Source organism: Aeromonas sp. 603757 (assembly GCF_049171255.1).
Lineage (GTDB): Bacteria > Pseudomonadota > Gammaproteobacteria > Enterobacterales > Aeromonadaceae > Aeromonas > Aeromonas veronii_A.
Genome location: NZ_JAAKOE010000007.1, coordinates 101,360 through 124,113, shown reverse-complemented (window position 1 = coordinate 124,113; position 22,754 = coordinate 101,360). Strand labels below are relative to the sequence as shown.

24 protein-coding genes are annotated in these 22,754 nt (G+C 57.4%); 4 read left to right on the top strand and 20 right to left on the bottom strand.

Translation table 11 applies throughout. From position 1 onward, the window contains the following. Window positions 1–12: 12 nt before the first annotated feature. From tppE to murJ, 7 genes are all read right to left on the bottom strand, one after another. Entirely contained in the window at window positions 13–516 is a 504-nt protein-coding gene (tppE, locus tag G5332_RS09065) for a type IVa pilus pseudopilin TppE (RefSeq protein ID WP_100646794.1), read from the bottom strand. Window positions 517–766: 250 nt separating this feature from the next. After that, window positions 767–1,702, bottom strand: a complete 936-nt coding sequence (ispH, locus tag G5332_RS09060) for a 4-hydroxy-3-methylbut-2-enyl diphosphate reductase (RefSeq protein ID WP_227341909.1) — start codon at window positions 1,700–1,702, stop codon at window positions 767–769. Continuing rightward, window positions 1,702–2,154: an FKBP-type peptidyl-prolyl cis-trans isomerase gene (fkpB, locus tag G5332_RS09055; protein ID WP_005341354.1), complete on the bottom strand. Its 453-nt coding sequence runs from the start codon at window positions 2,152–2,154 to the stop codon at window positions 1,702–1,704. The genes ispH and fkpB overlap by 1 nt, the downstream gene beginning before the upstream one ends. After that, window positions 2,151–2,648, bottom strand: coding sequence for a signal peptidase II (lspA, locus tag G5332_RS09050; RefSeq protein WP_005340447.1), 498 nt, complete (start codon window positions 2,646–2,648; stop codon window positions 2,151–2,153). The genes fkpB and lspA overlap by 4 nt, the downstream gene beginning before the upstream one ends. Next, complete coding sequence (gene ileS / locus G5332_RS09045; protein ID WP_421172258.1) at window positions 2,648–5,509, bottom strand: isoleucine--tRNA ligase; 2,862 nt, start codon at window positions 5,507–5,509, stop codon at window positions 2,648–2,650. The genes lspA and ileS overlap by 1 nt, the downstream gene beginning before the upstream one ends. Further along, window positions 5,509–6,483 (bottom strand): bifunctional riboflavin kinase/FAD synthetase, encoded by a 975-nt coding sequence (gene ribF / locus G5332_RS09040; RefSeq protein WP_019445579.1) that lies wholly within the window; start codon window positions 6,481–6,483, stop codon window positions 5,509–5,511. Before ribF ends, ileS begins: the two co-directional genes overlap by 1 nt. 154 nt (window positions 6,484–6,637) lie before the next feature. Beyond that, window positions 6,638–8,200 carry a murein biosynthesis integral membrane protein MurJ gene (murJ, locus tag G5332_RS09035; protein WP_227341907.1) on the bottom strand — a complete coding sequence of 521 codons (1,563 nt, stop codon included), beginning with the start codon at window positions 8,198–8,200 and terminating at the stop codon, window positions 6,638–6,640. 191 nt (window positions 8,201–8,391) lie between these two features. Here murJ and rpsT point away from each other — a divergent pair, with 191 nt between their 5' ends. Then, window positions 8,392–8,655, top strand: a complete 264-nt coding sequence (rpsT, locus tag G5332_RS09030; protein WP_005308808.1) for a 30S ribosomal protein S20 — start codon at window positions 8,392–8,394, stop codon at window positions 8,653–8,655. A gap of 49 nt (window positions 8,656–8,704) precedes the next feature. Here rpsT and G5332_RS09025 read toward each other — a convergent pair whose 3' ends face one another. The 8 genes from G5332_RS09025 to rppH all read right to left on the bottom strand — a co-directional run bounded on the left by G5332_RS09025 (window position 8,705) and on the right by rppH (window position 16,303). Further along, window positions 8,705–9,007 carry an ArsR/SmtB family transcription factor gene (locus tag G5332_RS09025; RefSeq protein WP_013724128.1) on the bottom strand — a complete coding sequence of 101 codons (303 nt, stop codon included), beginning with the start codon at window positions 9,005–9,007 and terminating at the stop codon, window positions 8,705–8,707. A gap of 51 nt (window positions 9,008–9,058) precedes the next feature. Beyond that, window positions 9,059–9,991 (bottom strand): transcriptional activator NhaR, encoded by a 933-nt coding sequence (gene nhaR, locus G5332_RS09020; RefSeq protein ID WP_005340434.1) that lies wholly within the window; start codon window positions 9,989–9,991, stop codon window positions 9,059–9,061. Beyond that, window positions 9,978–10,343: a hypothetical protein gene (locus G5332_RS09015; RefSeq protein ID WP_421172290.1), complete on the bottom strand. Its 366-nt coding sequence runs from the start codon at window positions 10,341–10,343 to the stop codon at window positions 9,978–9,980. Before G5332_RS09015 ends, nhaR begins: the two co-directional genes overlap by 14 nt. Window positions 10,344–10,381: 38 nt before the next feature. After that, a complete protein-coding gene (nhaA, locus tag G5332_RS09010) occupies window positions 10,382–11,572 on the bottom strand; it encodes a Na+/H+ antiporter NhaA (protein WP_421172260.1) in 1,191 nt (396 codons plus the stop codon). Between the two features lie 223 nt (window positions 11,573–11,795). Further along, window positions 11,796–12,590: a thymidylate synthase gene (thyA, locus tag G5332_RS09005; RefSeq protein ID WP_421172261.1), complete on the bottom strand. Its 795-nt coding sequence runs from the start codon at window positions 12,588–12,590 to the stop codon at window positions 11,796–11,798. Continuing rightward, window positions 12,590–13,414: a prolipoprotein diacylglyceryl transferase gene (lgt, locus tag G5332_RS09000; protein ID WP_031227775.1), complete on the bottom strand. Its 825-nt coding sequence runs from the start codon at window positions 13,412–13,414 to the stop codon at window positions 12,590–12,592. Before lgt ends, thyA begins: the two co-directional genes overlap by 1 nt. A 67-nt stretch (window positions 13,415–13,481) precedes the next feature. Continuing rightward, window positions 13,482–15,761 carry a phosphoenolpyruvate--protein phosphotransferase gene (gene ptsP / locus G5332_RS08995; RefSeq protein WP_005340422.1) on the bottom strand — a complete coding sequence of 760 codons (2,280 nt, stop codon included), beginning with the start codon at window positions 15,759–15,761 and terminating at the stop codon, window positions 13,482–13,484. A 14-nt stretch (window positions 15,762–15,775) separates the two neighbouring features. After that, window positions 15,776–16,303 (bottom strand): RNA pyrophosphohydrolase, encoded by a 528-nt coding sequence (gene rppH / locus G5332_RS08990; RefSeq protein WP_005340421.1) that lies wholly within the window; start codon window positions 16,301–16,303, stop codon window positions 15,776–15,778. 733 nt (window positions 16,304–17,036) lie between these two features. Between rppH and mutH the strand changes: the two genes are divergently transcribed. Together mutH and G5332_RS08980 are read left to right on the top strand one after the other, a co-directional pair. Further along, window positions 17,037–17,711: a DNA mismatch repair endonuclease MutH gene (gene mutH / locus G5332_RS08985; RefSeq protein WP_421172262.1), complete on the top strand. Its 675-nt coding sequence runs from the start codon at window positions 17,037–17,039 to the stop codon at window positions 17,709–17,711. 80 nt (window positions 17,712–17,791) lie between these two features. Beyond that, window positions 17,792–18,115: an isoamylase early set domain-containing protein gene (locus tag G5332_RS08980; RefSeq protein ID WP_227341903.1), complete on the top strand. Its 324-nt coding sequence runs from the start codon at window positions 17,792–17,794 to the stop codon at window positions 18,113–18,115. A 101-nt stretch (window positions 18,116–18,216) separates the two neighbouring features. Here G5332_RS08980 and rplS read toward each other — a convergent pair whose 3' ends face one another. The 5 genes from rplS to ffh form a co-directional block, all read right to left on the bottom strand. Beyond that, window positions 18,217–18,564, bottom strand: coding sequence for a 50S ribosomal protein L19 (gene rplS, locus G5332_RS08975; protein WP_005308701.1), 348 nt, complete (start codon window positions 18,562–18,564; stop codon window positions 18,217–18,219). 32 nt (window positions 18,565–18,596) lie between these two features. Further along, window positions 18,597–19,346 carry a tRNA (guanosine(37)-N1)-methyltransferase TrmD gene (gene trmD, locus G5332_RS08970; protein WP_005308699.1) on the bottom strand — a complete coding sequence of 250 codons (750 nt, stop codon included), beginning with the start codon at window positions 19,344–19,346 and terminating at the stop codon, window positions 18,597–18,599. Between the two features lie 34 nt (window positions 19,347–19,380). Further along, window positions 19,381–19,902 carry a ribosome maturation factor RimM gene (rimM, locus tag G5332_RS08965; protein WP_005340394.1) on the bottom strand — a complete coding sequence of 174 codons (522 nt, stop codon included), beginning with the start codon at window positions 19,900–19,902 and terminating at the stop codon, window positions 19,381–19,383. 24 nt (window positions 19,903–19,926) lie between these two features. Then, the gene (gene rpsP, locus G5332_RS08960; protein WP_216952849.1) at window positions 19,927–20,175 is read right to left on the bottom strand and encodes a 30S ribosomal protein S16; all 249 of its coding nucleotides are present in this window, start codon (window positions 20,173–20,175) and stop codon (window positions 19,927–19,929) included. A 182-nt stretch (window positions 20,176–20,357) separates the two neighbouring features. After that, on the bottom strand, window positions 20,358–21,734 hold the full coding sequence (gene ffh, locus G5332_RS08955; RefSeq protein ID WP_005341384.1) for a signal recognition particle protein: 1,377 nt from the start codon (window positions 21,732–21,734) through the stop codon (window positions 20,358–20,360). Between the two features lie 205 nt (window positions 21,735–21,939). Between ffh and G5332_RS08950 the strand changes: the two genes are divergently transcribed. Continuing rightward, window positions 21,940–22,731, top strand: a complete 792-nt coding sequence (locus G5332_RS08950; protein ID WP_227341902.1) for a cytochrome C assembly family protein — start codon at window positions 21,940–21,942, stop codon at window positions 22,729–22,731. Window positions 22,732–22,754: the final 23 nt, after the last annotated feature.

The window sequence follows — 22,754 nt, the reverse complement described above, 5'->3', positions numbered from 1 at the left end:
CCCGTTCTCGCATCATGGGCAGCTAGCCTCGGTAATGGAAGGGCGACCAGCCACTGTGATGTTGATATCACGGGAGGGCTCATTTCGACACTCATCAGGACGCAGGGAAAATACCCGTGCCAACGGAGTGCGGCCATCAAGAAAACCCTCGCTATTAAAACGCAGCAGGGAGGTATTGCTGCTCAATACCCCGCCCCCCATGTCGGGAAAGCCTCGCAACAACTCACCATTATCCAGTATGCCGTTACCGTTGCCATCGACCCAGATCTGCCAGCCAGCCTCCCAGTGATGCTGGGTCAGGTTATCGGCAGAGGCGGAGAGGGTCACTACCGTGTTGCGGCGAATGGCTTCTGAGCGGGCAAGGTTGATGGCCGCAACAAAGTTGTTAGCCTGAGTATTGAGAGAAATAGTGCGCAGCAAAGCGTTGAAGGAAGGAACCCCCAACGTGAGTAACAAAGAGACGAGCGCTATGGTGACCATAAGCTCGATAAGGCTAAAACCTGAACGCAAAAACATCCTGTTTCGCTCTGATTTGTTCCAGGAGGACAGACACACTCCATGTGTGCTAAGCCAGAATAAGGGCTTGCTGGCAAGTCTATGCCGGGCACTTGGGGTTTCAATCCCGGCAATGCAAAAGTTCGAGCTACATCATCAATTTTTGCTGCGATCTGGTTGCGAACATGCACAAAGGACTCGTTAGGACCAAAAAAGCCACCTCAACGAGGTGGCTCTGGCAATAAACCGACATCTAGCAAGATGACAGGGATCAGAGGATCCGCAGCTCGGGTGGTACCTCAAACACCACGTTCTCTTCGCGACCGGGGTGCTCGGCAACGACCTTGCCACCCAACTCCCGCAGGCGTGCAATCACGGACTGCACCAGCACCTCGGGAGCGGACGCACCGGCAGTGACGCCGATCGCTTTCACGCCTTCCAGCCAGCTCGCCTCAATCATCGACGCATCATCGATAAGATAGGCTCTGGCGCCCACCTTCTCTGCCAGCTCGCGCAGACGATTGGAGTTGGAGGAGTTGCGAGACCCCACCACCAGCATGGCGTCCACCAGCCCCGCCATCTCCCGCACCGCATCCTGACGGTTCTGGGTGGCATAGCAGATGTCATCCTTGCGCGGCCCCTGGATCTTGGGGAAGTGCTTGCGCAGCGCATCGATCACATCAGAGGTCTCGTCCACGCTCAGGGTAGTCTGGGTGACGAAGCAGAGGTCATCCGGATTCTTCACCTTGAGCTTGGCGACATCTTCCGGCGTCTCCACCAGATACATGCCGCCTTCGCGATTCTCATACTGCCCCATGGTCCCGATCACCTCGGGGTGACCGGCGTGGCCGATGAGCACAGCTTCTGAGCCCTTGCGACTGGCGCGATGGACTTCCATGTGAACCTTGGTCACCAGCGGACAGGTGGCATCAAATACCTTGAGGGCGCGGGACTTGGCCATCTCGCGCACTGTCTTGGCCACGCCGTGAGCAGAAAAGATGACGATGCTGTCGTCCGGCACCTCGTCCAGCTCCTCGACGAAGACTGCTCCAGCCTCTTTCAGCTTGTTCACCACATAACGGTTATGCACCACTTCGTGGCGGACATAGATGGGGGCACCGAACTTCTCCAGCGCGCTCTCGACAATGCTGATGGCGCGATCGACACCGGCGCAAAAACCACGAGGGTTAGCGAGCAGAATATCCATTAATGCACCTTCTCCTCATCATCAACGCCCAGGATCTCCACCTCGAAGGTGACGGTATGACCGGCCAGCGGGTGGTTGAAATCGACCGTGACCGACATCCCGGCTACCGCCCGGATGATGCCCGGCAGCTCGCTGCCATTGGGCTGATCGAACAGGATGATGGTGCCGACTTTTGGCTCCACATCGGCGCCAAATTTGGCACGGTCGAGATGGTAGATATTGTCGGGATTGGAGAGACCAAAGGCCTCTTCCGGCGCCAGCGTGAAGCTCTTGCTCTCCCCTTCGCTCAGCCCCAGCAGGCACTGCTCAAAGGTGGGGGTCAGGCTGCCATCGCCCATCCGCAGGCGGGCAGGTTTGCCGTGCAGCGCCGTGCTGTCGGCAACCGAGCCATCTTCCAGCTTGATGGAGAAGTGGAACAGCACGCTGCTGTTAGCGGTGATCTGCTGGCTCATGCCTGCTCCTTTTTCTCACCACGGAAACCGTCCAGCACAATCATGGCGGCCCCGATAAAGATAAAGCTGTCGGCCAGATTGAATGCCGGCCAGTGCGCACGCTGCCAGTAGAAGTCGAGGAAATCGACCACATGGCCCAACACCAGTCGATCAAAGACGTTGCCAAGGGCGCCGCCGATGATGAGTGAATAGGCGATACCGCTCCAACGCTGGGTCACCGACTGCTTGCGCAGCCAGTGGATCAGCAATCCACAGATGGCAAAAGCCAGCACCGCGAAGAACCAGCGCTGCCAGCCCCCCTGATCAGCCAGAAAGCTGAATGCGGCCCCCTTGTTGTAGACGTGAACCAGATTGAAGAAGGGGGTGATCTCCACCCCCGGGTAACCAAATGGCAGCAACTTGACCACGGCGAGCTTGCTCGCCTGGTCCAGTACAAAGGCCAGCACTGCCAGCCACAGCCAACGCAGGCCGCTTTTATGTTGAGTCATGTTCATCAGGCAAATTGACGAGTTTCGCCGTCACCCTCAACGTTGGTCACACAGCGACCACAGATCTCTTCGTGACCCGCGATGGTGCCCACATCTTCTACATGGTGCCAACAGCGGTCGCACTTGGCGGCAGCAGACTGGGCCACGCTCAGCCACAGGTCATCACGCTCGGTCGCCACAGAGCCTTCCGGCGCAGTGTCAGCCTCAACCACATTGGCTTTGGAGGTGAGCAGCACGAAGCGCAGCTCATCAGCCAGGGCATTCAGGCGTGCAGCCAGCTCCGGCTTGGCGAACAGGGTCAGCTCGGCCTGCAGGGAGCCGCCGATACGCTTCTCGCCACGGGCCACTTCCAGCGCCTTGTTCACTTCACCACGCACGGTGAGGATCTCGGCCCAGAAATCGTCGTTGAGGGTTTCACCCGCTTCCAGCCCGAACAGGCCGTCGTACCACTCTTCGGTGAAGACGAACTCGCCGCGCTCACCCGGCAGCAGTGCCCAGATTTCATCGGCGGTGAAGCTCATGATCGGCGCCATCCAGCGCACCATGGCCTCGGCGATGTGATAGAGGGCTGTCTGGCAGGAGCGACGGGCCAGGCTGTCAGCCTTGGCGGTGTACTGACGATCCTTGATGACATCCAGATAGAAGGAGCCCATCTCGATGGAGCAGAACTGCATCAGCTTCTGGGTTACACCGTGGAAGTTGTACTCGTCGAATGCCGCCATGATCTCGGCCTGTACCGCTTTGGCACGACCCACAGCCCAGCGATCCACCACCACCATGTCGGCAGGTGCCACCATGTCGGTCGCCGGATTGAAGCCGTTCAGGTTGGCCAGCAGGAAGCGGGCTGTATTGCGAATACGGCGATAAGCATCGGCAGAGCGCTTGAGGATCTCATCGGAGACAGTCATCTCGCCGGTGTAATCAGTGCTCGCTACCCACAGACGCAGGATGTCGGCACCCAGCTTGTTCATTACGTCTTGCGGGCTCACCACGTTGCCGATGGACTTGGACATCTTGCGACCCTGACCATCCACAGTGAAGCCGTGAGTCAGCACCTGGTTATAGGGAGCCTTGTCTTTCATGGCCACACCGATCATCAGGGAGGACATGAACCAGCCACGGTGCTGGTCAGAACCTTCCAGATACATGTCGGCCGGCTTGCCGTTGAACTCGGGACGGGCATCGACCACGGAGGCGTGGGTAGAACCGGAGTCAAACCAGACGTCCAGAGTGTCAGGCACCTTGTCGTACATGTCGGCGTCGCTACCCAGCAGCTCGGCCTTGTCCAGATCCCACCATGCCTGAATGCCGGACTGCTCGACCCGCTTGGCCACTTCGTGCATCAGGCGCACGGATTCCGGGTGCAGTTCCTGGGTCTCTTTGTGGACGAACAGGGAGATGGGCACACCCCAAGTGCGCTGACGGGAGATACACCAGTCAGGACGGTTCTCGACCATCGCCTGAATGCGGTTTTTACCCCAAGCCGGTACCCAGCCGCTCTGGCCTTGCTGGGCAATGCCGTCCTTCTCGATGCGCTCGATCTCCTCCAGTGCGCGCTTGCGCAGACCCTTCTGCTCCATGCTGATGAACCACTGCGGGGTGGCACGGAAGATGATCGGGGTCTTGTGACGCCAGCAGTGCGGATAGGAGTGGTTGAACACCTTGTGATGCAGCAGGGCGCCGCGCTCGGTCAGCACTTCGATCACGGAGGCATTGGCCTTGAACACATGCTGGCCGGCAAACAGTTCGGTATCCGGCAGGTAAACACCGTTGCTGCCAACCGGGTTGGCCACTTCCAGACCGTACTTCTGACCGACCACGAAGTCTTCCTGACCGTGGCCAGGGGCGGTGTGTACGGCGCCGGTACCGGCATCCAGGGTAACGTGATCACCCAGTACCACCGGCACATCGAAGCTGTAGAAGGGGTGGTTGAAGCGCAGCAGCTCGAGCGCGGCACCCTTGGCATAGCCCAGATTGTGGAACTTCTCGATACCGGCGCGATCCATCACGTCCTTGACCAGCTCGGCGGCCAGGATCAGACGCTCTGGGTGCTCACCTTCAACCTGCACCAGTGCGTAATCCAGATCGGCGTGCATGGCGATGGCGCGGTTGGCTGGCAGGGTCCACGGAGTAGTGGTCCAGATCACCGCAGAGATCGGGCCCTTGCCGGTGTGGCCTTCGGCGCAGTCAAACTTGGCGGCAACGGATGCCTCATCAACGGCCTTGAAGCGCACATCGATGGAGGGGGAGTTCTTGTCGTAGTACTCCACTTCGGCTTCAGCCAGCGCGGAGCCGCAATCGGTACACCAGTGCACCGGTTTGGAACCTTTGTGCAGGTGGCCGTTTTCAACGATCTTGGCCATGGAGCGGATGATGTTGGCTTCGGTGCCAAAATCCATGGTCAGGTAGGGATGTTCCCAGTCGCCCAGCACACCCAGACGGATGAAGTCGGTCTTCTGCGCTTCGATCTGGGTCTTGGCGTATTTGCGGCACTCGGCGCGGAATTCGGCAGCGGAAACCTTCTCGCCCGGCTTGCCGACCATGCCTTCCACTTTCAGTTCGATAGGCAGACCGTGGCAATCCCAACCCGGCACATAGGGGGAATCGAAACCGGAGAGGCCCTTGGACTTGATGATGATGTCTTTGAGGATCTTGTTGACCGAGTGACCGATGTGAATGTTGCCGTTCGCATAGGGGGGGCCATCGTGCAGAATGAAAGAAGGCTTGCCCGCTTTGGCGCGGCGAATAGCGCCGTAGAGATCCTGATCGTACCAACGTTTCAGCATGTTGGGTTCGCGCTTGGCCAGATCGCCACGCATCGGAAACTCGGTTTCCGGAAGATTCAGGGTGTGTTTATAGTCGCTCATCAGTCCTGGGTTCCCTTCTTTTCTAAAAGAGTGCTGGGTAAATTGAATTGTGGCAGCCCGAACCAGGCTCGGGCCGCCAGGGCATCTCGTTCGATCTGCTCTTTCAAGGCAGTGAAAGAGGCAAACTTCTGCTCTTCGCGCAGCTTGTGGCGAAGCAGCACCTTGACCTGCTGACCATATAGATCACCAGAAAAATCAAATAGATGTACTTCCAATCTGGCTTGTGTACCGCTCAAGGTCGGCCGAACACCCACATTGGCTACACCGGGGAAGGTCTTGCCGGAACATATCACTTCCACCGCAAACACGCCACCGACCGGGATCACCTGACGCTTGAGGGCCAGATTGGCGGTGGGAAAACCTATGGTGCGCCCTAGCTTGTCGCCGTGGGCCACCCGGCCGCTGATGGTGTAGGGGCGGCCAAGCATCAGCTCCACCTCCGCCATCCGGCCCGCCTTAAGGGCTTCACGCACCAGGGTGCTGCTGACCCGCTGCCGTTCGAGCTGGAAGCTCTGGGTGCTGATCACCTCGAAGCCGAAGCGATGGCCCGCCTCCTCCAGCAGGTGGAAATCCCCTTCCCGCCCCTTGCCGAAGCGAAAATCATCGCCGACCACCAGATAGCGCACCCCGAGCTTCTCCACCAGCAACTGCTCGATGAAGGTCGAGGCCGCCTGCTCGGCAAAACGGTGGCTGAAGCGCACGCAGAGCATGCGATCGATATGCAGCCCCTGCAGCGCTTCGTACTTTTCCCGCAACCGGCTCAGCCGGGCGGGCGCTGCCGTGCCGGCAAACAGTTCCAGCGGCTGCGGCTCAAACAGCATGACGCAGGCGGGCAATCCCAGCTGGGCCGCTTTCTCCTTGAGACGTGCCAATACCGCATGGTGACCCTGATGAACCCCATCAAAGTTGCCAATGGTTAATACACATCCCCGGTGACGGGGCTTGAGATTGTGAATGCCGCGAATAAGCTCCATCAGTGCCTTGTGCGTTGCTGCCATGGAAATCGGCGGATTATATATCAGGCAGCAGGCAGGGTCAGCCCTCATAGCCTGATTTCAACTATCCGGGCCCAATCACGCCCCCTGCGGCGCCATGAGGCACTATCCCCATGGCGCCGCAGGATCACGGCTACTGCTGCCCCGATTTAAGGTGACGCGGCCGAATGCCCAGCAGCAGCAACACCACGGCATAGACCGCAGCCCCCAGCGACAGCAGCATGGTCAGCTGCAAACTGGCCTTGCCCATGCTCCACGCCCCCCACTGGGCCAAATCCGGCGACAGATAGGCGAGCACACAGCCCATCAGCACGCTGGCGACCAGCAGCTTGAGGCAGAACACGCCAGTATGGCGGGAGGGACGATAGACGCTCTGCTGGTACAACCCCTTGAACAGCAAGGCCGCATTCAGAGTGCCCGAGCAGGCGGTCGAGAGCGCCAGCCCCACGTAACCGAGCGGGTAGATGAAGATGAGGTTGCAGACCATGTTGGCAATCATCGACATCACCCCGATCCGCACCGGCGTCTTGGTATCCTGACGGGCGTAATAACCGGGGGCCAGCACCTTGATCAGCATCAGGGAGAGCAGACCGGTAGTGGAGGCCAGCAGGCTGGCGCTCGACATGCTCACTTCATGCAGGCCAAATTCGCCGCGCATGAACAGCACTCGCAAAATGGGCTCGCGCATGACCGCAATGCCTATCATGGCGGGCAGGCCGAGCAGCATCACCATCCGCACCCCCCAATCCATAGTGCGGGAGAAGTCCGCCGGATCGGCATCCACATGCTTCTTGGCCAGCGCTGGCAGGATCACGGTACTGATGGCCACCGCAAACAGCCCGAGGGGGAACTCCAGCAGGCGATCCGAGTAGTAGAGATAGCTGATGGCACCAGTCGCCAGGAAGGAAGCCAGCATGGTGTTGACCAGCAGGTTGATCTGGCTGACCGAGACCCCGAACAGGGCCGGGATCATCAGTGTGCGGATCTTCACTACCCCAGGGTGATTCCATCCCCACTTGGGCCATACCAGCATGTTGATTTGGCGCAAAAAGGGGTATTGGAACAAAAACTGCACCAAACCGCCCAAAAAGACACCAATCGCCAGCGAGATCTCAGGTTTGTCCATCAGCGGTGCAATCCACCAGGCCGCGGCAATCATTGTGATGTTGAGAAACACCGGCGTAAACGACGAGACCGCAAAGCGGCCGAAGGTGTTGAGGATAGCCCCCGCCATGGCGGTAAAGGTGATGAACCAGAGGTAAGGGAAGGTGATTTTGAGCATCAGACTGGCGAGCTCGAACTTCTCGGCCGCAGGGCCGCCATGCAGCCAGTCCCAGAACCAGCCCCAGCCAAACAGCGCGGTCAGCACACCCGACCCCAGCACACCGAGCAGGGTGACCACAGTCACTATGCCCCCCAACGTACCCGCCACCGCAGCCAGCAATTCACGCACTTCCCCCTCGTCGCCATTTTTCTTGTACTCCGTCATCACGGGAACAAAGGCCTGGTTGAAGGCACCTTCGGCGAACAGGCGACGCAGAAAGTTGGGAATGCGATTGGCAAAAAAGAAGACGTCGGCGGCCACCCCTGCACCAAGCAGATTTGCGATGACCACATCGCGAACCAAGCCCATTACGCGGGATGCCAGCGTCATTCCGGACACTATCATACCGGATTTGATCAATTTCTTACTCAAGACGAGGCCTCTGGAACTGTCAGAATGAAAAGAATGCTGCTAGAATCGGCCGACAGTTTAACCGTCTCCCTACTGACACACCACCGGGAGGCGGTGTTTATTTGCACAAATCATTTGACAATATGTGGTTGGAAGGGCATATTTCCGGGCCTTTTCAATACACTCGCTAAGACAGTTTTAGGAGTTTTACCTTGGCTAACATCAAATCTGCTAAGAAGCGCGCTCTTCAGTCAGAAAAACGCCGTCAGCACAACGCCAGCCGTCGTTCCATGACCCGTACCTACCTGAAGAAAGTCATTGCTGCTATCGCCTCTGGCGACAAAGCTGCTGCGACTGCCGCTTTCGCTGTTGCTCAGCCGATCATGGATCGTATGGCGACCAAAGGCCTGATCCACAAGAACAAAGCTGCTCGTCACAAGAGCCGCCTGTCTGCCCAGATCAAAGCTATGGCTTAATCAGCTTCTGCTGATCAAAGCTGAAAAAACCGGCCTTAGTGCCGGTTTTTTATTTATCTGCGCTGCAATAAAGTCGATGCAGCAAACTAATCATTTCACGCACCTCATGGCTGCGCAGCGAATAGTAGACCGTCTGGGCCTCTTTGCGCGTCGTCACTAGCTCATCCCGCCGCAGCAGCGCCAGATGCTGTGACAAGGCCGACTGACTCAATCCCAGTCGCTCGTTGAGCTCCCCCACTGACAGTTCGCGCTCCAGCAACTGGCACAGAATAAACAGCCGCCGCTCGTTGGCCAGCGCCTTGAGCAAGGCCACCGCTTTACTCGCATTGGCTTCCATCTCTTCAAGTTGCATCACATCTCTCCTCTACCACTCATCGCCGATGATACGTGGTGACGGGCTGTTTTAAAACGACAGGGTGGCTGGCTGGATGGCGGAGAAGTTCTCCTGGCCGGAAAAGAGAAAGGTAAAATCGCTCTCGCAGACCCGCTTTACCGCCGGATGCTGGATCATCCGCTCGGCGAAGATGACGTAATACTCCTCCATCAGATCCTGAGTTTCCCCGATCAACATCACCCCCTCCCCCTCAAGGATCTCCTCCCGGTAGATGGTAGGGGCCATGAAGATGCCCTGATTGAAGAAGCCAAACGCCTTCATCAAGGCGGCATCATCAAACTCGCCAAGAATGCTGGGGGAGACACCCTGCTGCTCGAACCACTGGGTCAGCTGACGCCCCATGGCGGTACGGCGACCGGGGATCAGCAGCTTGCGCTCTTCCAGACAAGCTGGAAAGGGCTTTTCAGGCAACGGCGCCTTGCAGAAGAAGCTGACGCCACAGCCGCCCAACCGTTTGGAGAGCAGGCCCGCATGCTGGCTGGAGTCCACCGGACAGTCGGAGAGGATCATATCGAGCTTGTGCTCGCTCAGCTGCTCCAGCAGCAGTTCGTGGGTCGATTCGAAACAGCGCAGATGGATGGAACCATCATTGGGGATGACAGAGAGCAGCACGCGGCTGGCAAGGCGCTTGGAGAGGGCATCGGCGATGCCGACGTCGAACAGGATCTGGCTCTCCTTGCGGTAGTTGACGATATCGAGCATCTCGTAGGAGAGGCTGAACATCTTGTCGGCATAGCGAAACACCAGCTGGCCCAGCTCGGTCGCCTCAAGGGAGCGCCCCTTGCGTTTGAGTAGCTTGCCCCCGAGGCGCTGCTCCAGCAGCTTGATCTGACCGGTGACGGTTTGCGGGGTCAAAAAAAGGGCTTCCGCTGCCTGGGTAACGGAGCCCTTCTTCTGAGTCATCCAGAAATAGTAGAGATGGTTGTAGTTAAGGTGTGACATCCGATGGGGTTCCCGCTTGACGCGGACTCCGGTAGCAGCTGAGTTCAACCGCCAGAATGTCATACATGTCGCTGACCGAGTCAACCTTGTTCGCGCCAAGCTGCTCCATCAGAGTGGCCTTGAGGCGTGCCTTGTCCGGCATCCGGTCAGCGCAATAACGCTTGTTGGAGCGCTTGACCATCTCGCCAGCCCGGCTGCTTAGCGCCCGCTCGGAGAAGGTTTCGCCAAAGCGCGCCTTGGCCTGCTTGTCCCCCAGCAGCAGGGCGCTGTCTACCACCCCGTTGAGATAGGCCGAACAGCTGGCCGAACCAGCCTCCTGTCGACACTCTTCAAACCCGCCAGCTAATCCCATAGGACTGACCAAGAAGAGCAGTAACCATGCCTGTTTTCTCATAAACCCTCCGCATTCTGGTCCCCATCACTCTTGGGGAGTGACAATCGCAAGGCCAGATAGCCAACCAGCGCTGCAATGCTGGATCCAACGAGGATCCCGAGGCGCGAGTAGCTGCCGTAATCCAGCCCACCATGCTCAAAGGCCAGTGACGCGATAAACATCGACATGGTGAATCCGATACCACAGAGGATGCTGACCGCAAAAATCTGCTTGAAGTTAACCCCGGGCGGCAACTGGGCGATACCCAGTTTGACCGACAGCCAGCTGATGGTAAACACCCCGAGCGGCTTGCCGATAAACAGTCCCAGCATGATGCCCATGGGCACCGGATTCAACAGGGAGGAGAGACCTATCCCCTCAAGGGATACCCCTGCGTTGGCAAAGGCAAACAGCGGCAGGATCAGATAGGCGCTCCAGGGATGTAACGAGTGCTCAAGATGCTTGAGTGGCGACTCATAACGCTTCCCCTTGAGCGGGATCATAAATCCGACCACCACACCGGCCAACGTCGCGTGAACGCCCGACTTGAGTACAGCAACCCAGAGCACCAGACCAACCAGCATGTAGAGGCTGATCCTGTCCTCGCCACGACGGTTCATCCAGAATAGGGTAAAGGTAGCCAGAAGGCCGATCGCCAGCGCCTCAAGCGACAACTGCTGGGTATAGAAGAGTGCGATGATGATGATGACGCCGAGGTCATCCATGATGGCCAGCGCCAGCAGGAATACCTTGAGGCTCACCGGCACCCGCTTGCCGAGCAGCGCCATCACCCCGAGGGCAAAGGCGATGTCGGTCGCAGCCGGGATCGCCCAGCCAGCACGCGCCACTTCATCCGCATAGTTGAAAAAGGCGTAGATCAAGGCCGGAGCCAGCATGCCGCCCACCGCCGCAATAGCCGGAAAAGTCGCTTGCACCCGAGAGGAGAGCGCCCCCTCCAGCATTTCACGCTTCACTTCCAGACCAACCAGCAGGAAGAAGATCGCCATAAAGCCATCGTTGATCCAGAGCAGCAGCGGCTTGTTGATGTCGAGGGCCGCGATGCGCACCTGCACCGGCGTGTCGAGAAACGCCTGATACCCGCCAGCCAGCGCGGTATTGGCTAAAATCATTGCCAGCATGGCAGCCATGATCAGAATAATTCCGGAGGCGGCCTCCAGCTTCAGGAACTTTTTGATTACGTCACTCATGGTTAAATTTTCCACCGTATTGCTTTGGTTTGAGTCTATCCCTTGCAACAACCAATGGAAAATCGTTTCTTGCTGCTCAATACAACGAAAAAACCGAAAGCAAAATAGAACATACCTGCTATAAGCAGGTTTTTCCTCGTCTCTGGCTACCGTCTTATTAATCAATAAAATGAATTTTCAATTATTTAACTGCATAAAAAAGGCGCCCTGAGGCGCCTTGCTATCAGATGGCGACGGGCGCCTTGATGCCGGGATGGGGGTCATAACCCTCGATCTCGAAATCCTCGAACTTGTAGTCGAAGATGGAGTCAGGTTTGCGCTTGATCAGCAGGGTCGGCAGCGGGCGCGGCTCGCGGGAGAGCTGCAGAGCTGTCTGCTCCATGTGGTTGGAGTAGAGATGCACATCACCGCCAGTCCAGACAAAGTCACCCACTTCCAGATTGCACTGCTGGGCCATCATGTGGGTCAGCAGGGCGTAGCTGGCGATGTTGAACGGCAGGCCGAGGAACACATCACAACTGCGCTGGTAGAGCTGGCAGGAGAGCTTGCCGTCCGCCACATAGAACTGGAAGAAGGCGTGGCAGGGAGCCAGCGCCATCTTGTCCAGCTCGCCCACGTTCCAGGCGGAGACGATGATGCGGCGCGAATCCGGGTTGTGCTTGATGTCATCCACCGCCTTCTGGATCTGGTCGATGACAGAGCCGTCGGCCGCAGACCAAGAGCGCCACTGCGCGCCGTAAACCGGCCCCAGATCGCCATTCTCGTCGGCCCACTCATCCCAGATGCTGACGCCATTTTCCTTCAGATAGGCGGTATTGGTATCGCCATTGAGGAACCAGAGCAGCTCGTGAATGATGGAGCGCAGGTGGCACTTCTTGGTGGTCACCAGCGGGAAACCTTCCGCCAGATTGAAGCGCATCTGATGGCCGAACAGGGAGACAGTACCGGTGCCGGTACGGTCTGACTTGACGGTGCCCTCATCGAGGATTTTCTGCATCAGGTCGAGATAAGCTCGCATTATTTCGCCTCCTTCACGGCATTACCGAACAACTGCGGACGCTTGTAGGCGGCCCAGATCATCAGGGCACCGGCGATAATCATCGGGGTGGAGAGGATCTGGCCCATGCTGATCTCCTGGAAATAGAGACCAAGCTGGCTGTCCGGCTGGCGCACAAACTCCACCAGGAAGCGGAACAGGCCGTAGAACAGCAGGAACATGCCGGAGATGGCACCGCGCGGCGGATTCTTGCGCCAGAAGAGATTGAGGATGATGAACAGCACCACCCCTTCCAGTGCGAACTGGTAAAGCTGGGAGGGATGACGCGGCTCGGGGCCGGCCTCCGGGAAGATGATGGCCCAGGGTACATCGGTGACCCGGCCCCACAGCTCGCCGTTGAGAAAGTTGCCGATCCGGCCGACGCCGAGACCGAACGGAATGAGCGGTGCCACAAAGTCGGCCACGGTGAAGAAGTGGCGCTTGGTCTTGTGGGCAAACCAGATCATCGCGGTGATCACCCCGATCAGACCACCGTGGAACGACATACCGCCGGTCCAGATCTTGAACAGGTAGGTGGGATCCGCGAGGAAGAGATCGAAGTTGTAGAACAGCACGTAACCGACACGGCCACCGAGGATCACCCCGAGGAAGCCGTAAAACAGCAGATCCGACACCTCGTTGCGGGTCCAGCCGCTGTTCGGCGCATCGGCGCGACGGCCGGCAAGCCACATGGCAAACGCGAAACCGAACAGGTACATGAGACCATACCAGCGTACCGATAGTGGTCCCAAACTGAATGCTACGGGATCAATCTGCGAGAAAACCCAATATCCATCGTGCTGCATATGCGGCCCCAGTCAAAATAAAAGCCGCATTTTCCGATCATTCGTCAGCAGGGACAAGGCATGATTATCAATCACTCTGTTTCGATTTATGACCGGCTCGCAGCAAACCGCCCAAACCATGCTCCTCCAGATAGCGGGCAAACAGGCCGCGCAGTACGTGGGGGTTGTCATGTTTGAGGCCATCGGCCATCAGTTCGGTCAACTCGCTCAGGGTGGATTGACGCAGCACGTACTTGATCCGGGCGATGTTGTGGGTGTTCATACTGAAGCGGCGATAGCCCATGGCAAGCAGCAACAGTACACCGACCGGATCACCGGCCAGCTCGCCACAGACCGACACCGGCTTCTGGTAGCGGTGGGAAGCATCAACCAGCTGTTGCAGGGCGCGGATCACCGCAGGATGGAAAGCATCATAGATGTTGGCAACCCGGGAATTGTTGCGATCCACCGCCAGCAGGTACTGGGTAAGGTCATTGCTGCCCACAGACCAGAAGTCGATGAGCGGCGCCATCTCCGGCAAAATAAAGAGGGCTGAGGGCACCTCGATCATCACCCCGAGGCTGGGGTAGCGGATCACTGCATCGCGGCTCGCCGCCTCTTCCGACACTTCCCGCCATGCCTGATCCAGCAGACGACGGGAGGCTTTGATTTCGCTGACGCTGCTGATCATCGGCAGCATGATGGCCAGATTGTCCAGCCCTTCACTGGCCCGCAGCATCGCCTTGAGCTGCACCAGAAACAGTTCGGGGTGATCCAGGGTGATCCGGATCCCCCGCCAGCCAAGGAAGGGGTTTTCCTCGACGATGGGGAAATAGGGCAACGGCTTGTCGCCGCCCACATCCAGCGTCCGCATGCAGACCGGCCGGTTGCGGTAGGTCTCCAGAATGCCGCGATAACGGGCTGTCTGCTCCCACTCTGAGGGAAAACTCTCCTGCAGCATAAAGGGGATCTCGGTGCGATAGAGACCGACCCCGTCCGCCAGCTGATTGAGGGAGATCTCGGTATCGGCACTGAGACCGGCGTTGAGCAGCAGGGAGACCTTGGTGCCGTCGGCCGTCTCGGATGGCAAGTTGTCGACACTGCGCACCAAGGTATCGAGCGCCCGCTCTTCGCTCAGCAGCTGACGATACTCGGTCAGAATCACCTGATTGGGTTCGATGAAGAGATCGCCGCTGTAACCATCGACAACCAGCATGCGACCGCCGATGTCGCCGAGGGGCAGATCGACCCCCATGATGGCGGCGACCCCCATGGCGCGGGCCAGAATGGCGGCGTGGGAGTTGGTCCCCCCCTTGAGTGAGACCACCCCGGTCAGATACTCGCGGGGCACTTCCGCCAGAATGGTGGCGGTCACTTCATCGGCAACCAGCACCACCGGCTCGCCGATGGAGATATGTTCCGGTTCATTCTGCACCAGTCGGCTGATCAGCCGCTGGGCAATATCCTTCACGTCGGTGGAGCGCTCCTGCAGGTAGGGATCCTTCATCCCTTTGAACTGCTCGATCAAGCGATCACTGATCAGCTTGACCGCAGATACCGCAGTCCAGTGCTCCTTGCTCACCTTGTTGCGAATGGGCTTGATATAGCCGGGATCGTTCAGCAGATGGAGGTAGATATCGAAAATCGCCACCGAATCCTGGCTGTAGCTCTCGCGAAAACGCAGCGCCAGACTCTCCAGATCGTGGCGCACCTCCTCAACCGCCAGCTCCAGCCGCGCCAGCTGGCTGGCATGGTCTTCATCCTTGCGCGGGGTAATGGACGAGAGCGCCTTGCGGGGCCGCCACACCCAGGCCTTGGCCATGGCGATGCCGCTGGCACCGGCAATACCGCGCAGCGGCTTGCTCCAGTCGGTCTTCTGCAACCACCCCTTGGCCTGCGCCTGGGCGATCCGCGCCGCCAGCTGGGCCGCCAGGGTGACCATGAAGGACTCTTCCCCCTCATCGAAGCGGCGGCTCTCCTTCTGCTGCACCACCAGAATGCCGACCACCTGACGCTGATGCATGATGGGAGCGCCGAGGAAAGAGCGGAACGCCTCTTCGGCCACATCGGGCAGGAATTTGAAACTGGGATGCGCGGGGGCATCAGCCAGGTTGATCAGCTCTTCCCGCTGACCCACCAGACCGACGATGCCCTGCTCGTAAGGCAGGGTCACCTTGCCGACTGCGGACGGGGCCAAGCCGTCAGTAGCCGCCAGGCGATAGCGGCGCACCTCGGGTTCCGAGACATAGACGGAGCAGCAGTCCACTGCCATGGCGTGCCGGGTCTGGCTCACCAATGCTTGCAAGGCCTGCTCGAGGGTATTGGCCTCGGCCATGCTCTCGACGATACGTCTCAGTTCCGTTAACAACTAATCTGTGCTCCTTAACGGGCGCGATTGCGCCGCCCATCCTTCTTGTTGACCTGCACTGCCGGCACCGGCATCGCCAGCGGGGCAAACTCTTTCATGACCCGGCGGTAAACCTCCCGCTTGAACGAAACGACCTGACGCACCGGGTACCAGAAGCTGACCCAACGCCAGTCGTCAAATTCGGGATGGCCATGACAGCCGAACTGGATCCGCGACTCCTTGCCCGAATTCAGCTGTAACAAGAACCATTTTTGTTTTTGGCCAATACAGACCGGTGAACTGTCCCAGCGGACAAGACGTTTGGGTAAACGGTACTTTAGCCAGTTACGACTGGTGGCCATGATGGTCACATCTTCGGGCTTGAGGCCAATCTCCTCATACAGCTCTCGATACATGGCCTGCTCTGGCGTTTCACCATCATCAACCCCCCCCTGCGGAAACTGCCAGGAGTGCTGCCCATAGCGTTTAGCCCACAACACTTGTCCTTCACGGTTACAGATCACGATACCGACATTGGGACGAAATCCGTCGCCATCAATCACGTGATCACCTTATAAAGGCTGAATCTATAAGGAGATTGTTCCACATTCACTCCGTGGCAGCAAACAAGGAGTGAATCCCCTGTTTCATGAATAACTTTCGATTTCAAACATACTTATAAACAAATCCAAGGATCCGCGCCTCCAAGTTGCCCACCCAGGCTGTGCATAAAGCTGTTAGCAAACGGGTATATACAGTACTTTTTCAATAGTAGTGAAAAGAAGACATTCATGTCACCACACGACACACAATATAAAAATCACTTTATATACAATAAGTTAAATGCATAATACTGGATCTGGATCCATGCTCTTCCGGTAGCGTGCTCCCTGAGACTGATTGTGAACAAGTTCAACTGGTCAAAGATCCACCCAGGACAGATTATCCACAAGCACGGCACATTATCTACCCTGCTTGCTCGGCAAAAATGGGGGAGGATTCACAATTTTTTGTAACATATCGGCCATACCTTCCACTTTCATCCACTTATCCAAGATTTCTGTGGATAACTGTGTGTAACATCGCGAGCAAACCCTTGGACAACTATTTCAAGCTCAAGCACCGCTAGGAACCGTGCTCGATAAAACATACAAAAACCTTTAAAATCATGATGATGCACACATAACACTCAACTTATCCATGTTTGATCTTATCCACTCAGGATCGGTTATAAAAACAACGATCCTTCTCGGGATCCTCCCCTGTTAGAATATGGCGAGCAAGATGGAACCAACTATGCCAAGCAATCCCCAATCCGAGCAGGAGTTATTAAGCCGCGCCAATGCCATGGCCGGCTTCACCCTGGCGCAGATAGCCGCCGAGGCCGGCGTCGTGGTGCCCAAAGATCTGCGCCGTGACAAGGGGTGGGTCGGTCAGTTGATCGAGCTGCAACTGGGAGCCAGCGCAGGGAGCAAGCCGGAACAAGACTTCCCAGAGCTGGGGATCGAACTCAAGACGATCCCCGTGGATCCTCAAGGCAAACCGCTGGAAACCACCTTCGTCTGCGTCGCCCCGCTAATCGGCGTCAGCGGCCAGCGCTGGGAGGAGTCAAACGTGCGCAACAAGCTCTCCCGGGTGCTCTGGATCCCGGTGGAAGGCAGTCGGGAGATCCCGGTTGGCGAGCGACGGGTCGGCATGCCGCTGATGTGGAGCCCGAATGAAGAGGAAGATCGGCTGCTGCGTCAGGACTGGGAGGAGCTGATGGATATGATAGTGCTGGGAGAGGTGGAGCAGATCAGCGCGCGCCACGGCCAGGTGATGCAACTGCGCCCCAAGGCAGCCAACAACAAAGCGCTGACTCGCGCCATCGGCCGCGATGGTCAACCCATCATGACCCTGCCCCGCGGCTTTTATCTCAAGATCGACTTCACCCACAGTCTGCTGCAACGCTATTTTGCCTTGCCGACTTGATCTGCCTTATCAACATCTTTGTCATATGGTGGTATAAAAATAGACAGGATCCATTTTTAACTCACAGACAAGGAGGCGTCATGCCACTTACCAAGCAGTTTCTCAAGTCCAAACCCGAGGTCAAGGTGACCTTCGCCGTAGAGAAGGAGGCCGCAGCAGGGGCAGAACAGGTGATGCTGATCGGCGAGTTCACCCAGTGGCAACCGGTCGAGCTGAAACGCATGAAGAGCGGTGAGTTCAAGGCCACCCTCAATCTGCCGACCGACGGGCCGGAGAGTTTCGAGTATTGCTACCAGTTCATCACTCCTGAGGGAGAGACCCTCTACGAGAATGACTGGCAAGCCGATGCCTACGTACCCAGCCCCTACGGCCGCGACAACTCGGTGGTACGAGTCAGCCAGTAAGCAGTGACCGAATTCCGGATACAAAAAAGGCTCGCCATTGGCGAGCCTTTTCACTACCTGTCGAGCTTTTAGCCGACATACCGACACCAATTCGAATCGAATTAGTTGAGCTTCTCTTTGATACGAGCAGCTTTACCGGACAGGTTGCGCAGGTAGTACAGTTTGGCACGGCGAACATCACCACGACGCTTCAGTTCTACACTGTGGATCAGCGGAGAGTGAGTCTGGAATACACGCTCAACACCTTCGCCGTTGGAGATCTTGCGAACGGTGAAAGCAGAGTGCAGACCGCGGTTACGCTTGGCAATAACGATGCCTTCGAAAGCCTGCAGACGCTCTTTACCACCTTCTTTAACACGAACTTGAACACGTACGGTGTCGCCCTGGGCAAAAGCCGGGATGTCGGTACGCATTTGCTCTTGTTCAAGCTGCTGAATAATCTTGCTCATTGTCTTTCCTTACCTAGGATAAACTGAAAACTCTACTTAACGCTGTCACGCACTTCGCGGACATACTCGGCAAGAAGTGATTCTTGCTCGTCAGTCAGAGCTAGGTTGTTAATAAGTTCCGGCCTTCTTTGCCAGGTTCGTCCGAGAGATTGCTTGAGACGCCAGCGCCGAATCACTTCGTGATTGCCGCTTGTCAGCGCCTCGGGCACCGCCAATCCATCCAACACCTCCGGCCGAGTGTAGTGGGGATGATCCAGCAAGCCATCCGTAAAGGAGTCCTGCTCAGCACTGGCCTGATCACCCAAGACTCCTGGAACCAGACGCGAAACCGCATCGATCAGGGTCATGGCAGGCAACTCGCCACCACTTAACACGTAATCCCCGATAGACCACTCTTCGTCGACTTCGGTTTGTATCACGCGTTCATCGATACCTTCGTATCGACCGGCTACCAGAATCAGTTTCTGATTCGTCGCCAACTCGGTTACGCCAGCTTGAGTCAGCTTGCGTCCCTGAGGGGAGAGATAGATGACTTTCGCCCCGTCTCCCGCCGCTTGCTTGGCTGCATGAATCGCGTCACGCAGCGGCTGAACCATCATTAACATGCCGGGCCCACCACCATAAGGACGATCATCGACCGTACGGTGTTTGTCGTGGGTAAAGTCCCGGGGGTTCCAGCACTCAATCTGCAGCAGGCCACTCTTGACGGCCCGACCCGTTACCCCGTGCTCGGTAATGGCTCGGAACATTTCAGGGAAGAGGCTAATCACCCCAATCCACATAAGAAACCTCCGGCACCCGTGTTAGCGCGGGAAACTAGAAACCAGGATCCCAATCAACTTCGATTGTTCGAGCAGTCAGATCAATGTTCTTGATCACCTGCTCTTCCAGGAACGGAATCAACCGCTCCTTTGCACCAAAGGCATCTTTTACATTGGCCTCAACCACCAACACATCGTTGGAGCCGGTTTCCATCAATTCGGTCACCTTGCCCAGGTCGTATCCCTTGGTGGTCACCACGGAGCAACCAATCAGGTCACGCCAGTAGAACTCACCTTCAGGCAACGCAGGCAACAGATCGGCGGGTACGCCAATCTCGACATTGGTCAATGCCAGGGCATCTTCGCGCACATCGATACCATCGAGTTTGCAGATCAGACCCTTGTTGTGACGTTTCCAGGATGAAACCCGAATTTCACGCCACGCCCCGTTCTGATTAATCAGCCAGGGGTTGTAATCGAAAATCGCTTCGGCAACATCGGTGAAGGAGTTCACTTTAAGCCAGCCCTTGATGCCGTAAACGGTCCCCAGGGTGCCCAGAACTACAGGTTTTTCCACCTTAACTCCTTACCGTTTGGCTGATTAAGCAGCTTTGGCAGCGTCTTTGATCAGCTTGGCAACGCGCTCAGAAACAGCGGCACCAGTAGCAACCCAATGCTCGATACGAGCCAGGTCCAGGTTCAGCTTTTCAGCCTGACCAGAAGCAACCGGGTTGAAGAAACCAACGCGCTCGATGAAACGACCGTCGCGGGCGTTACGGCTGTCAGCAACTACTACCTGGTAGAACGGACGCTTTTTCGCGCCACCACGTTGTAAACGAATGGTTACCATATCGTCCTCATTAACATCTAATGAACAAGGCCCGCAAACACGCGGACCCTAGCTTAAAATAAGCCGCATAATTCTACTTGGATTCGTAATAATTGCAACCAAGCCAGCCATTTTTTGCGCAGGGCTGCAATGAAAAGGGCCTGCAACTCGCAGACCCTCGCTCAATACCTAACTCCGGATAATCAGAACGGACCGCGACCGCCACCAAATCCCGGTGGCAGCATGTTCTTCATCTGGCTCATCATTTTGCGCATGCCGCCCTTGCCGGACATCTTCTTCATCATACGCTGCATCTCGGTGAACTGCTTGAGCAGCTTGTTCACGTCCTGCACCTGCATGCCGGAACCTGCAGCGATGCGACGCTTGCGAGAGCCCTTGATGAGGTCGGGATGGGCACGCTCTTTCGGCGTCATGGAGCTGATGATGGCCTCCATCCGCACGGTGAGTTTGTCATCCATCTGATCCTTGATGTTGTCCGGCAGGCCGGACATGCCCGGCAGCTTGTCGAGCATGCCCATCATGCCGCCCATGTTGCGCATCTGGGCCAACTGCTCGCGGAAGTCCTCGAGATCGAAGCCTTTACCGCTCTTGACCTTGCTGGCCAGCTTGGCCGCTTTCTCTTTATCGACGTTACGCTCCACCTCTTCGATCAGAGAGAGCACATCGCCCATGCCGAGAATGCGAGAGGCGAGGCGATCAGGGTGGAACGGCTCCAGCGCATCGGTCTTCTCGCCCATACCGATGAACTTGACCGGTTTACCGGTGATGTGGCGCACCGACAGGGCGGCACCACCGCGGGCATCGCCGTCCGCCTTGGTAAGGATGACACCGGTGAGCGGCAGCGCTTCGTTGAACGCCTTGGCGGTGTTGGCGGCATCCTGACCGGTCATGGCATCCACCACGAACAGGGTCTCGACCGGCTTGATGGTGGCATGCAGATCCTGGATCTCGGCCATCATTTCGCTATCAACATGCAGACGGCCGGCGGTATCGACGATCACCACGTCATAGAATTTCTTGCGCGCCTGATCGATAGCGGCAGTCGCGATGGCAACCGGCTTCTGGCTTGCATCGCTCGGGAAGAAGTCGACGCCGATGTCACCCGCCAGGGTCTCCAGCTGTTTGATCGCCGCAGGGCGATAGACGTCGGCACTGACCACCAACACCTTCTTCTTGTTGCGCTCTTTGAGCAGTTTGGCCAGTTTGCCGACCGTGGTGGTCTTACCGGCCCCCTGCAAACCGGCCATCAGGATAATGGCGGGCGGCTGGGCAGCCAGATTGAGCTGTTCATTGGCCTCCCCCATCACGGTGACCAGCTCGCCGTGCACTATCTTGATGAATGCCTGACCCGGGCTCAGGGATTTGGCCACTTCCTGCCCGACGGCACGCTCCTTGACGCGCGCCACGAAATCACGCACGACCGGCAGGGCGACGTCCGCCTCAAGCAGCGCCATGCGGACTTCGCGCAGGGTCTCTTTGATGTTCTCTTCGGTCAGCCGACCACGGCCACTGACATTGCGCAAGGTGCGCGAGAGTCTTTCAGTCAAATTCTCAAACATGACGCATTCCGGTTCTTGGCGTAATAAATAGGGGGCATTATAACCCAGAGCAGCCGCGAGGACGATTATTCACCGCACCGTCGCTCATCTATGCTTCGTCCCTATATATGGGCGGATCGGCCATTGCACAACTGGCGAGCACATCTTGTGCAAGGTATACTGCTCCTCTTATATCCCTAAATGCTTGTGTAACAACGACCTGGTTATGATCGTGATCTCTGTTCTGGCCCTGGCGTTTTATCTGCTGGCCATCATCGCCTCACTGCACCTGCTGCTCAATGCCAAACAAGTCGGGTACACCCCCCTGTTCGCTTGCGTGGGACTGGCACTGGTAGCCCATGGTGCATCTGTTGCCAGCGAAGTAATGGTGACCCATTCCGGTCAAAACCTGAGCATGCTCAACGTCGCCTCGCTGGTGAGCCTGATCATCAGTTGCTTCATGACCTGCGTCACCCGTCGCTTCAACGGCTGGATCCTGCTGCCGGTAGTCTATAGCTTCTCGGCCCTGTTGCTGGCTGCCAGCGCCTTGATCCCGGGTCGCTACATCACCCATCTGGAGGCCCATCCCCAGCTGTTGCTGCACATCGGCCTAGCCCTGATGGCCTATGCGGTATTGATGATCGCCTGCCTGTTTGCGTTGCAGCTTGCCTGTCTGGACAAGCAGCTTAAATCTCGAAAAATCAGCAACCTGCCAGCCATGCCGCCACTGATGACGGTGGAGAAGCGGCTGTTCCAGCTCATCTCGGCGGGTCTGTTCCTGCTGACACTCTCCATTGCCTCCGGCCTGTTCTTCCTCGAAGACATGTTCGCCCAGGGCAAATCACACAAGGCGGTACTCTCCATTCTGGCCTGGTGTGTCTATGTGCTGCTGTTGTGGGGCCATCACACCTATGGTTGGCGCGGCCGTAAAGTCATCACTCTCAGTCTGATCGGCAGCTTCATCCTGACTCTTGCCTATTTTGGCAGTCGCTTCGTCAAAGAAGTGCTGTTGAGCTGACACCTATACTCTTTTAGCCATAC

Bases quoted from the DNA above. Each gene is read 5' to 3' on its own strand.
- tppE (WP_100646794.1), bottom strand. From the start codon at position 516: ATGTTTTTGCGTTCAGGTTTTAGCCTTATCGAGCTTATGGTCACCATA.
- ispH (WP_227341909.1), bottom strand. From the start codon at position 1,702: ATGGATATTCTGCTCGCTAACCCTCGTGGTTTTTGCGCCGGTGTCGAT.
- fkpB (WP_005341354.1), bottom strand. From the start codon at position 2,154: ATGAGCCAGCAGATCACCGCTAACAGCAGCGTGCTGTTCCACTTCTCC.
- lspA (WP_005340447.1), bottom strand. From the start codon at position 2,648: ATGAACATGACTCAACATAAAAGCGGCCTGCGTTGGCTGTGGCTGGCA.
- ileS (WP_421172258.1), bottom strand. From the start codon at position 5,509: ATGAGCGACTATAAACACACCCTGAATCTTCCGGAAACCGAGTTTCCG.
- ribF (WP_019445579.1), bottom strand. From the start codon at position 6,483: ATGGAGCTTATTCGCGGCATTCACAATCTCAAGCCCCGTCACCGGGGA.
- G5332_RS09025 (WP_013724128.1), bottom strand. From the start codon at position 9,007: ATGCAACTTGAAGAGATGGAAGCCAATGCGAGTAAAGCGGTGGCCTTG.
- nhaR (WP_005340434.1), bottom strand. From the start codon at position 9,991: ATGTCACACCTTAACTACAACCATCTCTACTATTTCTGGATGACTCAG.
- G5332_RS09015 (WP_421172290.1), bottom strand. From the start codon at position 10,343: ATGGGATTAGCTGGCGGGTTTGAAGAGTGTCGACAGGAGGCTGGTTCG.
- nhaA (WP_421172260.1), bottom strand. From the start codon at position 11,572: ATGAGTGACGTAATCAAAAAGTTCCTGAAGCTGGAGGCCGCCTCCGGA.
- thyA (WP_421172261.1), bottom strand. From the start codon at position 12,590: ATGCGAGCTTATCTCGACCTGATGCAGAAAATCCTCGATGAGGGCACC.
- lgt (WP_031227775.1), bottom strand. From the start codon at position 13,414: ATGCAGCACGATGGATATTGGGTTTTCTCGCAGATTGATCCCGTAGCA.
- mutH (WP_421172262.1), top strand. From the start codon at position 17,037: ATGCCAAGCAATCCCCAATCCGAGCAGGAGTTATTAAGCCGCGCCAAT.
- G5332_RS08980 (WP_227341903.1), top strand. From the start codon at position 17,792: ATGCCACTTACCAAGCAGTTTCTCAAGTCCAAACCCGAGGTCAAGGTG.
- rplS (WP_005308701.1), bottom strand. From the start codon at position 18,564: ATGAGCAAGATTATTCAGCAGCTTGAACAAGAGCAAATGCGTACCGAC.
- trmD (WP_005308699.1), bottom strand. From the start codon at position 19,346: ATGTGGATTGGGGTGATTAGCCTCTTCCCTGAAATGTTCCGAGCCATT.
- rpsP (WP_216952849.1), bottom strand. From the start codon at position 20,175: ATGGTAACCATTCGTTTACAACGTGGTGGCGCGAAAAAGCGTCCGTTC.
- ffh (WP_005341384.1), bottom strand. From the start codon at position 21,734: ATGTTTGAGAATTTGACTGAAAGACTCTCGCGCACCTTGCGCAATGTC.
- G5332_RS08950 (WP_227341902.1), top strand. From the start codon at position 21,940: ATGATCGTGATCTCTGTTCTGGCCCTGGCGTTTTATCTGCTGGCCATC.